We start from the raw sequence: 15714 nt of genomic DNA on the forward strand, positions 1-15714 counted from the left end.
CCCGGGTTATGGTGCCGTGAGATAGTCGCACACATCTGTGACCAAGTGGCTCCATCGATCATAGGTGTTCGCGACATCTCTCAGAACGGGTGAATGCGGACGGTACTTGTGCGCCATTTTCACTGCATTCCCAAGGATTCCGAATCGATCAGCCAGCTCGATAAGATTGGGAAGCGAGTGCTCGAAATCGACTCCGACCGAATTAGTGAAAGCATCGGGCCGGCGTTCTGCATATGGGAAAGGGATCGTCGCGGCGAAAACGGCACACAGGTCCGGATAATCGCTTTTGTGCGGGAACGCCTCGATAAAAGCAAAGCAAACAGGAACTCTGAATTCCGCGCCGAGAAGCAGGCTTTTGATCTGATGCTTGCGCAATATGCCATGTCTCAGCAGTACGCTGCCTGGCTGACTCCTCGCGGCAACCGCATCGACAGCGCTGAGTATTGACGCAACACTTTCCTGTTCATGCTGCTCAAGAGCCAAGGCGATCTCGGCAATAAATTCGATTTCCCGATCCGGGGCGTGGTCCCTCGTCATCATGGCCTGCAGTTCTCTGAGCCCGGCAACGTCGAGCAGCAGGTTCAAGTGCGTAAGCAAAAGATAGCTCGGCGCGATCTCCCGTTCCCTGATCGCGGTTGCGAGCAGCATGATTGCCCTCTGGAGCTCCGGGGACGGCAGAACGGAATCCTGGTCAGCAAGGTGTCCAATCATTCGCCCGAGCATACGTCGAATCGGGTCTCGTGCCGGCTCTGTGCCAAGCCGGAGCATGATACCCATCGCAAATTGCTCGCAGTGTGTGCGCCATGCGCCGCCGGTGCGATGCAGCCACGGTTCATGCGAGAGCGCTTCCCCGATGTCGTCGAGGCTTGGCCGATCCTTCGCAACAAGCGCGGCAGGATAGACCAGATCAGCAAGGTATCCAAATCCATAGAGCGGGAGCCGCGCAAACGGCCTCTCGCGCAATTCGGACCAGCAAGCGGTCGAAAAAAGCGTGTGCGTCTCCCATTGCGGCGTTTTCCGCTCTCCATCCCATTCCCTCAGCCGCATCAGCCTTCGCGCAAGACCAAACTCCCTCATGTCGACATACCGCTCGCCGACCGAGGTATAGGCCATCTCGAACAACGGGCCCGGAAGTAAGCGGACCTCTGCGATCCCGATGTCCTTGTTCGCCGCGTATCGAAGCGCAGCCTGAGAAACGGGAGGAAGATCTACGATGTCGCCGCCGATCACGCCGAACGCCCTGTTCAGATCTGAACTAGCGGACAGCCATTCGTAATCCGAAAAATCCTGAATCATCAACCGGTGATAGCACGCTTCCGCCCGCGAGCGTTCGTCCGGGCGTTCTCTGAAAAAAGCAAAAGCGAGTTTATTGATGCGCGCCGCCTTTTCGCATTCCGGACCGATCATGACTTTTAGCATGGAACGGCGCAGATCGCGTCGATGCCAGACTTCGTCGCCGCGCGTTTCGGCCAGCCACTCGTATCCGGCAAGCGCATCCAGTGCGCGCCGTGCGTCCGCTTCATTCATCAGCGACAAGTCGAGCGCCGGCACCAGGACACGCTGGATCAGGTCTGTCGTCACATAGCGCAGCACCAGTCCGGGAACAGCAAGCGCCCTCACCTCCTCGTTGACCCGCAACAGGATCCGGCGGTACACAAGTCCGGCAAACAATTCCTGTGCGCTGGTGCCGCCGTTGCGAATTTCATCTTCGATCTCATCGATCGAATGAGCCCCGTCGCTCATCGCTATTCGCGCGAGAAGCTTCAACTCGAGCGGCCTGAGTGGCAGCACCTCGGAGTACGCAATCTGCCTCGCCCATTGGCCGTCGACTCCTAATCCCTTCAGATAGCATTCGGCCTCATGGGGATTGAAATCACCCACAGGTATCACGCGCTCAATTCCCTGTAGAGCGAGATTTTCGATCGACCTTCCGAAAAGCCTCCCTGAGAAAACAACGCGAAGCGCAATTTCCCCCAAGCCCTGCTGCATCTCCAGCAGCCAGGACACAACGCTGTCGATCAAATGCCGCTGGGCAACCTCTTCGAACGTATCTAGAACAACGATGAACGGACGGCCTGCCGGCGAAGCCTGTTGCAGTGCGTCGCGAATATTGTGAAGCGCACGATAGCTGCGGCTGATCCCGCGGTGCGAGGAAACTCCTTCGCTGTAAGCGGCATTCCTTTTCCGCTCGCGGATAGCCGCGCGAATCCGCGCCAGCTCTGCCGCCGTCTCCGGATATTGATAGCCAATTTGCCGCGTGATCTCCGCTTCGAGCCAGGAGAGGTCCGACGGGTCAATGCCCGGGCGATCGAAGTCGAGAATCACCGGCGTGGCACGAGCTGCATGGATCGTCTCCAGCAACCAATGCGCGAGTAGCGTGGACTTACCCACACCGCCGAGACCACTGAGTACAAGTCCTTCAAACTTGCCGCTGCCCGGCCCTGAGGCCTCATTGTGCGATTTGGCATCCGTGAATCCGCGTAACAGTTCGAGTTGCGATTCGCGGCCAAGGAAGCCGTCCCTCAGCAGCGTGTCGTAGTCTCTCCGATAGCGGTCGCGGCTAATCCGCCGTGTAAGCGCTCCGGCGTCAAATTTCCCGTATCCAAGGTCGGCCAATATTTCAATCGCCGACGATACCGCGAGCACGGCAGCCTCGTCCGCAAGATCGATGAACGGCAGATCAGCGCCGGCAAGACAGCGCCTGAGAATGTTGCCGAACATGTCGGTCGGCGGCAAAGAAGAGGAAAGCATCGATGCCAGCTTTTTCTCCTGCATCAGGCGCTGCAGGACGCGCGTACGCTGACCCGCCGTCATGATCCACTGGACTGCGTGATCGTCGCTGCGTATTTCGCACGCGCGTGCAAGCCGGCCAAGCACCGCGCTTCGCATCGACTCGTCCATTTCCGGGTCCAACAGATCCCGTGGGTCGACTAACCCGGAAACTGCGGCGCGCTCTTCCGCCTGATCGAATCGCGCTTGAACAGCAGTTTCCCTTTGGTCTGCCTGGAAGTCGTGCTGCGCACCTTCGTCGTGTCTTTGCGCCGAGTCTGGCTCGTTGCGGCGACGATGCTGCTCCATACGGGCGGCAAACCTGAGCGCGGTCGCGCTGGGCCGGGTGGCAGGCATCAGCTGTTTCCTCGTGCATGGATTACGTCGAGATAGATTTCGAGGATTTCCATCGCTTTTTCGGACAGGAGACGCATGGCTTCCTGCGGTCTTTTCGCGCGCCATTTCTCGAAGTCTTTCATGGCGGACACTGCATGCGTACTCACGGTCAGGTTGTCGGGATTCTCCCCCAGTCCCACAATGGCGCGCTTCAGAAAGGCCTCCATGTCCCTCCTGGTCGGCTTCGAGGTCTCTTCCCATGCAACGGTGCGCTCCAGCGCGCTCGGCAAGTCGCCCTGCATTCCGTCGAGCACGACTCGAAGCCAGGGAAGCGCTGCAGTCTGCAAATAGAGGTCGTACATCAGGTCGGACGCACCATCGCCCCAGATCCCAGTCTTGTTGAGATCCACCAAAATGAGCCACACGAGCCTTCCTGCGCGGACACTTTCGAGCGCCGCGACAACCTTCATGCACACTTCGTCGCGAAGCCAGATCGCGACCGTGGATGCAAACTTCTCCGCCGGGGCGAAATCCGGAACCGGTGCACCAGCGCCCTTGCATATCGCTCCCGCAAGCTCGGTCGCACTCATCTTGGAGATGGTCGACGCATTCAGCTCGATCTTCAAATGTCCACTGTCCGCCAGCATGACGGCGAGAAGCCGCGTCCTGAACGTTTTCCCGCCGCCCGGATCTCCCGATATCCAGATGATTTTCTTGCTCCCCGCGATGGCTGATCGCCAGACGGCGGACTGAAATTCATCGCAACCGATCACGGGCGCCTGCAGATCTCGGGCGCCGAGTTGCGAGATCTGGCAGTCACAAGGCTCTGGCGACGGCAGCTCACTGATCCTCGCATCAAAATGTTCCTTCACCCGAACGAGCGGCACCCCCCGATTAATCACAGCTCCGTTTTCGCCTGGGCGTGTCCATGCGCCCTGATGCAACCCGAACAGGGTGAACGACTTGTCGAAACAGGGGCCGCCCGACGAGCCGCCGGTGGCATTGGCGCGGTGCAGAAAACGGAGTTGCGGAACGATCGCGGCCTCGGCAGGATCGGGCTCGACAATATCGTTGCGGTTGAACTTGAGCGGCTGCCCGTCCGGATGCTGGAACACCAGGATGACCGACTTGTTGCGCGGGACGACTGCGCGCGCATCGAGAGGCGCCCAGCGCCGCTCAAGGCCGGGCGTCTGCGCAAGCCTCACCACCACGTAATCCCACATGCCGTCGAGTTCGCGCAGGTCGGCGGGCAACCTCGACGAAAGCTCATCGACATGACACGGACTGAACACCACGCACCAGTTTTTGTGAGCGCTAACCCGCAGCGACTCGTGAGGCGCGTACACGCCACCCTTGACCAACGAAAGGAAGTCGTCGAATTCCACTTGAATGCGCTGGGATGCCTCGTCATCCGCGGTATAGGTCCTGCCATCGGCGCCGTTCACGTTAAAGAGCGGCTTGAGAACGTGCCATGCGGTAAGAACGAGATGTGGACCGATCAGAATGCCCGTACCCTTTGCGGCCCCATCGACCAGAATCTTAACGGTCCAGCGCATGCCGCTCGCCACGCCGCGATAGACCGCTTCAGGATTGTCGAAACCTGCAGCGGCGTTCGTGATGGCATTGAGCGCCGCGCTTCCCGGAGGCGCGGCCGCGATCAAAGCCTTTGCCATGCCGCCGTCTTCGAGACCGTTTTGCACAATCAGATGCACAAGAGGTTTCAACCAGCCCTTGTTTTGGGCGTGTAAAAGCCCCGTCGTGAATGCCTCCGAGTCCACACCCTCCAGCGCGATCCCTTCAAACTCGACGCGTCCCTCCGGGACGAGGCCTTCGTCGGCCTGAACCTGCAGAAACAGTCGAGCGAACTCCGCGCGCGAAACCCGCAGAGACGCCACTATTTCCGGAATACTCAAATACATGAGGTCGCAGCACGGTTGCCCATGCTGTCCACAAGAACCACTTCGTATTCCTCAAGTATGTGACGAAGCGTTCGTTTCGTCACTGCGTCCGTGCGCTCCAGCGTCATTCCGAGAATATGGCCCCAGTTTTCGCGCGGCTCGCTTCGCTTGCCGCCGTAGTGAATTCCGGCGGCTATATGCTCGCGCCCCGTGAGCAGGACACTCGACCCCGAGTTGCCGCCGAGGGTGGTTGCATCGTGGGCGAAGGTCCATGGGTGCAACGCGAGTTCCGAGCGCATCACGAGCCCGGGCGCAAGCCGCTTGAAGCCGAATAGCGACCTGAAGAGCCGCTCGAGCAGCGTGGGTGGAAACGCCGCAAACCCGGGATCGGCAGGATAACCCACGATAAACGAGGCGCGCGACGGCTGAGCCCAGTCATCCGCAATATCGAGGGCGAGCACATGGCGCGGCACGGCGTCGGCCTGTTCCAGTTCGATGAGAACAAGATCGAGCTTTGCGTGATCAATCGGCGCTGTCGGATCAACAGGATCCGGCGGGCAGAACGCGACCCTGCGCAAAGCGCGCGGATCGACGCTCGCCCGGGCAAGGAACTCGTGCCCAAAGTCGATGCAAACGCCCGGGTTGAAGCACCAGCCGCCTTGTTCATCGCATGCAGCCACTGCCTGCAAAACATGCCGGTTGGTCAGGACGAGATTTCGGCCGATGAGCGAACCGGTCCCCTGATAGCCCTGCGCGGCGCCCGGATCATCAATCCGGCCCACGCAAGCGACCGCTCGCTCCAACTCATCCGCGCTGGCGTCAAGCGTGGCTGCCCAGTTGCCGACGACACCCGAGTCATGATCGACCACGCCGTCGCGTACGAGGAAGGATGGGCGCGAGCCATCGACACGAACGATCGTCTCGAGCGCCGCAAGCGCACCGTTATTCGAATTGAGACCTTCCTCGTCGCGCTCGCGCAGCATGTGCAGCGCAGCGTCGCCGCTCTTGAGCAATTTGTCAGCGATGGTATGCGCATCCGGAGCATCGTCGAGATAGTCGTGGATGATGCGACGCAACTGGCCGCTGGTCTCGTCGATGCGACCGGTGATGGCCGCATCGGAAAGGTGGATATCTCCGGACGTCCCTGCTCTCGTCGATTCAAGCGCCGGCGAGCACGACATGTCGCCGAGCAGAGCGAGATAGCGCTCGACGACCGATGGAGATTGTTCGTCCAATGACATCGCCGCGGGCCTCCGGAAGGCAAACGCGAGGAACACCATAAGGCTCGACTTCCGCCAGAGACACGGCAGTCCGCGAGCACGTCGCGACTATGATCCGATCATTCGGTGCACTATGGACACTGCCGGACGGGATGCGTCACCCTTCCGTGCACCGGAATCGAGCCGCAAATCATTAATATACCCGCGCTGCACCCATTGCCTGCGAACGTTGTCTGATTAGCACTGTGAATGTCCCTGCTTCGGCCTGGAATATCGCGCTACGATCATGCGTATGCAGAAGGCTCGCAACATGAGAAGCAGCGGGCAGTCGTGGAACGATAGCGATACAGCCTGGAAACGTCGCAGCACCCAGCCCGAACGTCCCCGCCGACGGGAAGCGCTCGCGGCGTCAATCGAACGATTATTCCTTGCAACGCTCGCGCTGGTGCGCACACGGCCTTCGCACCTTTCTAACTGGAGGGTCCATGAGCACGGAATCCAGCCCCGGTATCGTCATCGACGACGATTCGTTAAATGACCGCCTCATTCGCGGGCTCTTGGATTCTGACAGCCCCTGTGCGATCGTCGACCGGTCGGGGCTGGTGATTCGCGCCAGCGTAGCGTTTAAAACACTCGCACCCCCTGGCACGAGCCAGCGGCTGACTGATATTTTTCGTCTCTCCGCATTACCGAAGCACACCGCACGGGCCAGGACCCGCGAGCGCCGCTCGCTCGCCGCACTCTACCGCGATGCAACCGGCGCGCTCGTGCCTGCCTGGCTGCACACGCTCCATCAATCGCCGCTGACGGGCGAACGGCTGGTGTTCGTCGCAGACGGCGCGCAGCAGCGGCGCGCGGAGACCATGCAACTCGATGCCGCGCCGCTCGTCGTGCTGCGGATAAGCGCGGACGGCTTCATTCGATTTGCAAATGCGGAGACCTATCGCGCGATGTCGCTTACGCCGGCACAGGTCATAGATCACGAACTTGTGTCGGTGTTCGGCAAGTCGAACGCGGACCCCGGGGCACAGGATCCCATTCTTGAAGCCGCCCTGGGAGACGGCCTTGACAGATGTCTTCACACGCTTAAAACCGTCTCCATCGATATACAAGTGGCCCGCTATACGGACGGCGAGCGCCAGATCGCGCCTCTGCGCCTGGTCCCGGACATGGCGCTGGACGGCCGTGCTTTGGGCGCGCTGGCGTTCATTGGACTGACGCTGGAGGATCGCGTCAGGGAGCAGATCGGCAGTATCGCCCGCGCCCCGAGTATCGAGTCATGGCAGCAATGGCTTGGTCTTGTCCTCGACCAGGTCAGACGGCTGATTCGCTTCAAGCATGCCAATCTCGGCATCTACGCTGAAAATGCAACCCGGTTCCGCGCTCTTGCGTTCTACCCGCCGGACAAGCCGGGATGGAAGCGTGGATGGCTTGCGCTGCCCGACACAGTCAATGACTGGATCAAGAGCGGCCAAACATTCATAACGGACCTGAACGAATTCGTTGCGGCCCTTCCTGATAGTTCCGGGAACCAGGTCGCGAGCATGTACCTGGAACGGAACATACGTTCTTGCGTGACTCTGGTCGCCAGCACTGCGCACGGCCCGACTTCCGCGCTGACGCTTGCCTCGCGCGAAGCGAACCGGTACTCGCAAAGAGATGTCGAAATCCTGCGCAATCTTGATCTCGAACCTTTGCTGTTAAGGATCGAAGCGCAGATTCGTCGTCAGCGCGAGGAACTCAGCGTCACACTCCGATCGCTACTGACAAGCGCCGGGCCCGTGCAGGAGCATATATGCAGGATCGTCGACCTCCTGGCTGCACGCTTCCAGTGGGACTATGTGTCGCTTTACAAGGTCGATCGCCTGAGAGGGGAATTCAAGCTCTTTCACGAGAGTCCATGTCCAAAGGCATTCAGGATCGGGTCCGGCTATGTCCAGCCACTCCATACGGGCATGCTGGGCGCCTGCCTGAGCCGCGGCTCGACCATCGTCGTCAACGAAGTGGGCTCGCCCGATATCGAGCAATATGACTACATTGGACTGGATCGCGATGTCGTGCGCTCCGCCATCACCGTCCCGTTGCGCGTGAACCAGCGCATCTGCTGGATGTTCCACATTGAAATGCATGAGGCGCACGCTTTCCACGGCATGGACCTGGTATCGATCGACGAGCTCGTCGGGGTGATCGAGAAGGGCCTGCGCTCGCGGGTCACCGATCAAATCAACGACGCCATCATGATCGACACACGGCAAGGGGTTGTTGTGGCGGACCTGGACGGTGCGATCATTACGGTCAACCCGACCGCCGCCCGCCTTCTAGGCTTCCAGAAAGAGCAGCCGCAGCTCGTCTTTCTACGCGACTACGCAGCGAAGGATGATCCCACCGCCGTGGAAATACTGGGCACATTCGACTCGGCAGAGCGCAGCCGAGTCGAGCTCCTCGGCGAAGATCAACTGGTTCGCCCCGTGCTGGCGACCCGGCGCGTCCTGGACGGCTTCGACACCGCGATCTGGTTTCTCGTCGATCTCAGGGCCCGCGAATGGGAAGTGGATCTGCGTTTTCTCCGGGAAACCGTGGCCGATGTCGCGCAACAGACACGTGCGCCGCTCGCCTTGGCGAACCGTCTCCTGCGCGAGTTGCCTGCACTTTGCGGCAACTCGGGCAATGCGGCCGCGCAAACGCAAAACCCGCCGCTCCCCAACGACGCAGCACTCCTTGCGCAACGGGTGCTTGCCGAACTCGCGAAGGTGGACATTACATTTGAGCGCCTCGCACAGGGCGTGGAGATTCGCCGTAGTCCGCTGCGGACGCGGAAAATATTCGAGCTCAGGGACTGCATTTTTGGGGTTACTGAAGCATTGCCTGACCGGGACCGGAAAATGATCAAGGTCACGTGGCCCGACGACGAATTTCTCGTGACTGGTGATCAACAAAGAATCGAATTTGCGATTCGTTCGATCGTGGCGTACATGCTGCGCATGAGGTCGGGAGATGAGCTTGTCGAGGTGGCGCTTGCGTCCAAAAGGAGCAGCATACAGCTTGCCATTACGCTGACTAACGATGCGGATGTAGACAGGGAAGCCAACAGTACGCGCACTCACGACATCATGTGGCGCGCGATTCGGGTGGCCCGCACGGATTCGAGCCTCGCCTTCGAAGCGATCGACGGTGTGATCAGGGCGCACGGCGGAGAGCTCGACGTCCGTCAGACGACCTGGGCGAACGACGACCCCGCGCCGTCGTGGATTGCATTCCAGGTCACACTGCCGAGGTTGCATGGAGAATTTCGGCCATGAGAACCGACACGTCACCGGCTCAGCGTATTGCGCTCATCACCGACGACCTCACCATATGCGAATTGGTCTCGGACGCGCACTCCGGTCTCCGCGATCAGGGGGCCCGGTTTCCTGATGTCGATCGATTCGCCGGAATGGGACTGGTAACGTATTCCTCGACCGAAAAAGCCCGCACTGCATGTCTGGACCTCGAGCCGGCCCGCGCCGCACTCGGCCTGATCGTGCTGGACGGAGCGGTGCGGGCCAAAAGCATTGGCGGCACGACCGGCAGCAGCGTGGCCGCCATGGCCTTGCTCGACCTGCTGACGCATACCGTTCCCGACGTGCCGGTCGTGGTGCTGGTCTCAACGCCCGTCGAAGGCCTCGAGCTGCGTCAGGTCCGCCGCTCGCAGGGAAACATCCGGTCACTGGACCTCAGCGACGAGAATCTCCCCTTGGCCTTCGCGAAAGCGCTCAGTGGGGTTTCAGGCGGCGACTCCACGGCACATCAGCGCATCACCGTGCGGGTTGGTGAATACGCCGCACAATACCTGGTGACGGAAGGCGCCAATGTGAAGGCAAGCGGCGAGTACGAGTATCGGAGTCTGATGGATCTCCATCACCTGCTGGATAGCATTAGCAACTATTCCCCGATCAGCGAAGGACGCGTGGCGGGAAATTGGCGCGCCATGCTGGATAAATTCGGCGAAGAGGTATTCAGGTTATTCATCAACGAGACCATAGGTCCCTTCATCATCGATCAATACCAGACTAGCAAGCGCGACCGCGCCCCCATAGAACTGCGTTTCGACATCGAAATCGGTAATTATGAGGCCGCCCGGTTGTTCGAACTGCCGTTCGAGCTAGCCAGGCCGCCCGAATACGGAAGCGACTTTCTTTGTACGCGCGTTCCGATGGCGCGCAGAATCCGCTTCATGAAGCATGCGCCTCACGAAGCGAGTGCAAACAGTGGCAGAGCGGCTGAACAGACCTGGCAGGCCGAGATCCTTACGGAACTCGAGTCCAGCGAGTACCGCGACGCTCGCAACGCGAATCCAGGACCGGGGCAACAAGAACGGCCGTTGCGGCTTCTTTTCATCAACGCGAGCTTCGAAGGAACCGCCACCGTCTTCAACGAGACAACGGGTGCACAAACCATTGCCCATCTCACCGAACTTGCGAAGAAGACCGCGGACGAATTAAAGGTGGTCAAGGAATTTGCAACTCTCAAGGCGGGCAGAAAGCTCGAATCCGTCAGCAGCGTGTCTGTCTCACCTCGCATCAGGACCGCAGCCCAGTTCAGAAGAAAAATCGAGGACCTGGTCAGTTCGGAAAAATTCGATATCCTGCATTTTTCCGGTCATTCAATAAACTTGCCGGGCGACGAGGGGACTTTCCTGGTCCTTCCCGGCGAAAGTGGCCAGGCAGAGGGTGTATCGGTCCGCAAAGTGGCGAGTTGGGTGGAGCAAGCGGGAATCCGCATGGTAGTGCTCTCGTCGTGCGGTGGCTCGTCGCTGCGCACGTCGATCGAGATGATGCGCAGCGGGGCCGAAGCGGTGCTCGGTTTCCGGTGGGATGTGGACGACCACGCTCGTGTTGAATATCTGCGCATCTTCTACCAGATGTACCTGCAGAAAAACATGTCCGTCGCGCAAGCATATTGCGAGGCATGCAACGAAGTGCGGTTATCCCATTTCGGCTTGCCAATCTGGGCGTCCGCCGTCGCGGTGGTCAGGGATTGAAGGGCGCAGGTCAAAGGCGCCTTTCGTTGCATGTGCGAGTTTCGGCGGATACTCGCGCGAGGGCCTCGCCCGTTGTCGGTTTACTCGAAGGCCCCCGCTTCTCACAGGGCCTCGAAATTCACAACGAGACCGGGGTATGCGTACACGGTGTATGCAAGCCACGTTCCATCCCCTGCTTCCCGGGCGCCCTGCCGCGCCGCACGCGACGCCTGCGCCATGGTCCTGCCGGCGCTGAGCTCCGCGTACAGTTTTTCGACAAAGGTGCTGGCGTATTTGTCGTCCACAGACCAAAGCGTGCCGACGAAAGCACCGGCGCGTCCGCGACTGTCGCCGGTCCCGAGTCGCGGGCCCAGGAACGCCGTCGCAAATCCGCCGAGCTTCGTCAGGCTGTATCCGAGCCGCCCTGTCTCGCACGCGTTGACGATCACGAGCGGGCGGTTGCCGTCAAGCGACCGGAAGTTGGCGAACCGGTCCACGACCGTCGCGTCGAGAGATTCCTTGTACCAGGCTAAGCGTCCATTGCCGTCACCCTTCAGGCTTCCCTCCAGCAGAAGCGACGCGGTATCGATGTTCCTGGAGTCGCTCGCGCCGTGACAGGCGAAATGCAGCAGGTCGAACGCTCCCGGACCTTTCAGTGCTTCGAGGACTTCCTTGTACCGGGGCTTGATGGGCGAGAATCCGTATTTCACGAGCATTGCCTTCTCGGCCGTCTCGGCATTGCGCAACTTCATGCTGGTCGGGTAATTCGGTATGACGTATTTTGCACGGTCCGGTCGCACGGTAATCGACCGCGCAGCTTTGGCTCCATACAGCCACCGGCACAAGCCGAGCTCCCCCAGAAAGAGGCCCTTGCCGCTCGAACCCTGTTCGTCCGGATCGTCCAGAAACACAACCTCCCATGGCAGAAACGGTTCGTCGCTGTGGATCTGGATACCTTCCAGACTATCGTCCCTAACAAGGCTCCACAACTGCTCCTGCAGCGTGAGAGGAAACAGTTCCTTGAACATCTGTCCGCCGAAGGCCTCAAGCCAGTCGGAGAATTGATCCACCTGCCCCTGGGTCTGCGCCCATGCCTCGTCGATCGCCTCATACTTTCCCGAGATGAACTCCTTCGGATCGACCATGATCGGATCGGACTGAAAGCGGTCGTGAACCCGATCCGTGTCGAGCAAAAATTCATATCGGAGTTCTTGACCGTTGCGCCGGTCGAAGACTTCGAGCGAGGGGCAGCCGCTGTCGTCGGTATCAGGGGCGACGGCGGTCCGGAACACGCTCCGGGGCGCACGGTCGGCCTGCGGAACAATTGCACACCGAAGCGTAAGCGTGATGTGCCGGACATTGTTCTGCCGCACTGCGACCGAGATCTCGCCCTCGCCTGCCTCGTTTGCCTTGAAGATAAAATCGACGATCTGCGGCCGGCCTGCTACGGGATAGTCGACGACGATTCTGTCGCGCTCACCGGGAACGTAATCGAACCCGCAGCGCGGGATGGCATGAATGGTCAGTTGCTCGCGCGGATCGACCATCGCGTCCTGCTTGTCACGTGCCTCACCGGACTGATGCGCGATGGCGATGTCCTCGGCCGATAACGTGACGGTCAGCGTGGTGGTGGAACCCAACGCGACCTCGCTGCGCATTTGCGCAGTCGCGTGCAACGGCGCCAGCGTTTCGCGAGGCTTCGGCCTGGCAGCCGGGCGCTCGCCTCCGGATTTTCCAGGTTCTTTACGGGTTGGCGTGCGCTTCACCAGAGGGTCTTTTCGAATTGTGCGCCTGACTTCAACAGGCGACTCAATCTTCGTGGCTGCCCGCAACGAGCGCAGCAAAGGCGGGAGCTCCAGGTAGGAACCGTCCGCTCCGGCCGCGGCGGTCAGCGTCGCAACTTTCTCCCGCTCGGATTCGTCGATGACCCGGTAGTCCGCGTCGTCCTGAGCCAGCGCGTCCGCCTGCGCATGGATCTGGCTCGCCATCTCGGCTAGTACGAGTGCATTGGCCGCACGCGAACCCGGCTCCAGAACGGCTTGAGCGCCCCAGTCACCCGTCACCACCGTGCGGCTGGCGGACGGCATGGTGGCGTGGACGTCTGGAATATCCAGCGGTGCCTGACCGATCTCGCATTCCTGAGAGATATCAGATTCGTGCAAGCCCAGCGCCTGCTCGAGGGGCGCCAGCGTCTCGCTGTTTTGGGTGGAACGTCGAAGCTCGTCCGCACTGATTGCATAATGCAGCGTTCGCCGATTCCCAATGTAGGTTTGCCTATACGGATTTTTTCGAGCGACGACGACATAATCCGGTTTGACGCGCGACACCAGTTGCAGCGCCTGCCCGACGGTCGTCTCCGCCGGCATGGGCAGTATCCCGCGTTTGGCCCCGGCAAGGCGGTACAAGTCGAGATCTTCAACGGGCGATGGAAGATGCAGCCATAGCGCGAGCCGGGCAACCGTCTCGGGCCGCAGGAAATAGTTCGTGTGGTACACCAACGGATTCGATCCGAAGTTGAGCAGGTCTTTCACCCCGGCGCCAAACGTCGAATCCTTCCCAAGGATGGACGCGACATCGACGACCAGATCATTCGGCACCGCCTCGGACTGATCGCCCTTCATGAGGCGATCCACTGCGACATCCGCGAGCGCGTAGGCAAGCCGCGACGGAAACTCTCCAGGCTCGTGCGAGCCGTCTCCCAGTATCCTGACGTTGAAGTTCGATGTGATCACATAGCTCTCGGTATCGGAGAGCGAGGCCACATTCGAGGCGATATTGATTGTTTCCACGAACTCGCCGTCGGGGTCCATTGCGGCTATGCCGGGAAGGCGGCGCTCGGCAATCGACACCTGCGCGAGATATTTCACAAACTGCCCAATGCACTTGATGGTCTCGCGCGCGACCGCCGACGCCGTCGCCGCTCCGGGAAACAACGCCAGTACCCTGGTCGCGACCGACGACAGGTTAGTGATCAAATTGACCAACGATTCCCAGTTCTCCGGACGCGCGAGTTGCGTTCCAAGATGCGTGGCCCCGACGAATATCGCCCGCTTGATCTTGATCGGGCTGCCATCGCGGCGAAGTTGCTCGGCAAGCGACCTGAGAACCAGACCTGCCCTGCTATGGCAAACGACATCGAGTTCGATCGGCTGGTCGCACGGCAAGGTCTTCAAAGCTGCTGCGAGCCGGGCAGCGTTGGCGTCGGGAGCCGTACCGACCGTGTGATGGTCGAAGCCGATCACCGCGTCGTAGCGCGCGTCGGCGGCGGCGAGGAACCGTTGTCCCCAGGGTGTCGCAGCCAGTTCCCCGAAGCCGCCGACGGTGGTCGAAAACGTCCCGTGCAGCAGGAGCAGGAATTTACCTGTGGGATTGCGTCGCTGCACCATGCCGGCGTAGTCATCGTGACCAACCCACGCGGCAACATCGGTCGCCGATCCAATCCTGACTGGCCCCTCGCGGTGCTTGCCGTCGATGAACGCGACGAGCGCATCGGCCGTTTTCTCGGCGGCGAAATACAGAACGATTGCACGAATCGCCCCGGGAATCATTTGGCGCAGCACGCCACGCTTGTGCGAGGGAAGCGGTGGCGCATCAAGGGAAAAAGTCACGCTGCGCGAGACCGGCTCGCCCCGCCGGCGCGCCGTGTCTTCCGGGGCCTGATTGGCTTGCCCGAACTCCCACCACAACAGGCCGTCACTTTCCACGAGCACGACAGCCTGCTGCTCTTCCTCGACCTCAACCGTGAGTCGCGTGGGCATGGCCGACGAACCTTTGCGAGTGAGCCGGTCGGCGATGGGAGTGAGTTCGATGGCGTCGCTTGCCCGTTCCACGACATTTTCAGTGCGGAGGATCTCCATGACGGCCTCGGCGACGCCGACGTCCTCACCTGACGACACGATCACGACTGCCGGACCGAATGCACCGCCTCGTCGCGACCGTGATGTCCGCTCGGACGATGAAAGCGCGAAGTGCTGATCATCGAACTCGAGGTTCAATCCGGCAGAGAAGGACTCGCGCGCCATGACTCACTCCGTCTCAAGGTATGGATTGAAAATAGGCATACCCATGAACTATGTCAACTCACGACAACCGCGCGAACAGATGGCCACTTGTTCGGAGAGCTGAGCCAATCGATCAGCCGACGGCACCGCACGCTACGCGACCTTGAATGCCCGGACAAGGAAACGCTCCGAGTTTGGCGGATCAATCAGAACGATTGGCGTGCGTATCGCCCGGATCGAGGCATTCGCCATTCGAGGTCTGCCCTGCGACCCTCGCTTCAGCAAGCCAACCTCCAGGCTCCAAACATTAAACCCGTTGTCGCACTTCACCCTTGAAACTGCCGGTGGCGCTCCGGCAGTCGCATTGACGGGTGACTGCATCGAAAATTGCGTGTCAAGAGCGGCATGCTTCTGGAGAGATCCTGCGACTTGGCCGCATAAATCGTCGGCGGTCTTCGGCGCTTGGGCTATTCTTGCTTGATCGTTGACCT

Annotated in this window: 6 protein-coding genes; 2 read left to right on the top strand and 4 right to left on the bottom strand. The window is 60.5% G+C overall.

The features are described 5' to 3' along the window. Positions 1-6: 6 nt before the first annotated feature. Genes FH08_RS0144985 through FH08_RS0144995 form a run of 3 tightly spaced genes read right to left on the bottom strand, consistent with a single transcriptional unit; the run spans position 7 to position 6244 of the window. The gene (locus tag FH08_RS0144985; protein ID WP_031364647.1) at positions 7-3126 is read right to left on the bottom strand and encodes an ATP-binding protein; all 3120 of its coding nucleotides are present in this window, start codon (positions 3124-3126) and stop codon (positions 7-9) included. Then, positions 3126-5024, bottom strand: a complete 1899-nt coding sequence (locus FH08_RS0144990; RefSeq protein WP_031364648.1) for a trypsin-like serine peptidase — start codon at positions 5022-5024, stop codon at positions 3126-3128. Before FH08_RS0144990 ends, FH08_RS0144985 begins: the two co-directional genes overlap by 1 nt. Next, entirely contained in the window at positions 5015-6244 is a 1230-nt protein-coding gene (locus FH08_RS0144995; RefSeq protein WP_152603094.1) for a hypothetical protein, read from the bottom strand. Before FH08_RS0144995 ends, FH08_RS0144990 begins: the two co-directional genes overlap by 10 nt. A 464-nt stretch (positions 6245-6708) precedes the next feature. Between FH08_RS0144995 and FH08_RS0145000 the strand changes: the two genes are divergently transcribed. Beyond that, positions 6709-9522 carry a PAS domain-containing protein gene (locus FH08_RS0145000; protein ID WP_031364650.1) on the top strand — a complete coding sequence of 938 codons (2814 nt, stop codon included), beginning with the start codon at positions 6709-6711 and terminating at the stop codon, positions 9520-9522. Beyond that, on the top strand, positions 9519-11243 hold the full coding sequence (locus tag FH08_RS0145005) for a CHAT domain-containing protein (RefSeq protein WP_031364651.1): 1725 nt from the start codon (positions 9519-9521) through the stop codon (positions 11241-11243). The genes FH08_RS0145000 and FH08_RS0145005 overlap by 4 nt, the downstream gene beginning before the upstream one ends. Before the next feature lie 101 nt (positions 11244-11344). On the opposite strand, the gene FH08_RS0145010 is transcribed toward FH08_RS0145005, so the two are convergent. After that, positions 11345-15244 carry a DUF7379 domain-containing protein gene (locus FH08_RS0145010; protein WP_031364652.1) on the bottom strand — a complete coding sequence of 1300 codons (3900 nt, stop codon included), beginning with the start codon at positions 15242-15244 and terminating at the stop codon, positions 11345-11347. Between the last annotated feature and the right edge of the window lie 470 nt (positions 15245-15714).

Source organism: Caballeronia sordidicola, from assembly GCF_000729995.1.
Lineage (GTDB): Bacteria > Pseudomonadota > Gammaproteobacteria > Burkholderiales > Burkholderiaceae > Caballeronia > Caballeronia sordidicola_A.

Bases quoted from the DNA above. Each gene is read 5' to 3' on its own strand.
- FH08_RS0144985 (WP_031364647.1), bottom strand. From the start codon at position 3,126: ATGCCTGCCACCCGGCCCAGCGCGACCGCGCTCAGGTTTGCCGCCCGT.
- FH08_RS0144990 (WP_031364648.1), bottom strand. From the start codon at position 5,024: ATGTATTTGAGTATTCCGGAAATAGTGGCGTCTCTGCGGGTTTCGCGC.
- FH08_RS0144995 (WP_152603094.1), bottom strand. From the start codon at position 6,244: ATGTCATTGGACGAACAATCTCCATCGGTCGTCGAGCGCTATCTCGCT.
- FH08_RS0145000 (WP_031364650.1), top strand. From the start codon at position 6,709: ATGAGCACGGAATCCAGCCCCGGTATCGTCATCGACGACGATTCGTTA.
- FH08_RS0145005 (WP_031364651.1), top strand. From the start codon at position 9,519: ATGAGAACCGACACGTCACCGGCTCAGCGTATTGCGCTCATCACCGAC.
- FH08_RS0145010 (WP_031364652.1), bottom strand. From the start codon at position 15,244: ATGGCGCGCGAGTCCTTCTCTGCCGGATTGAACCTCGAGTTCGATGAT.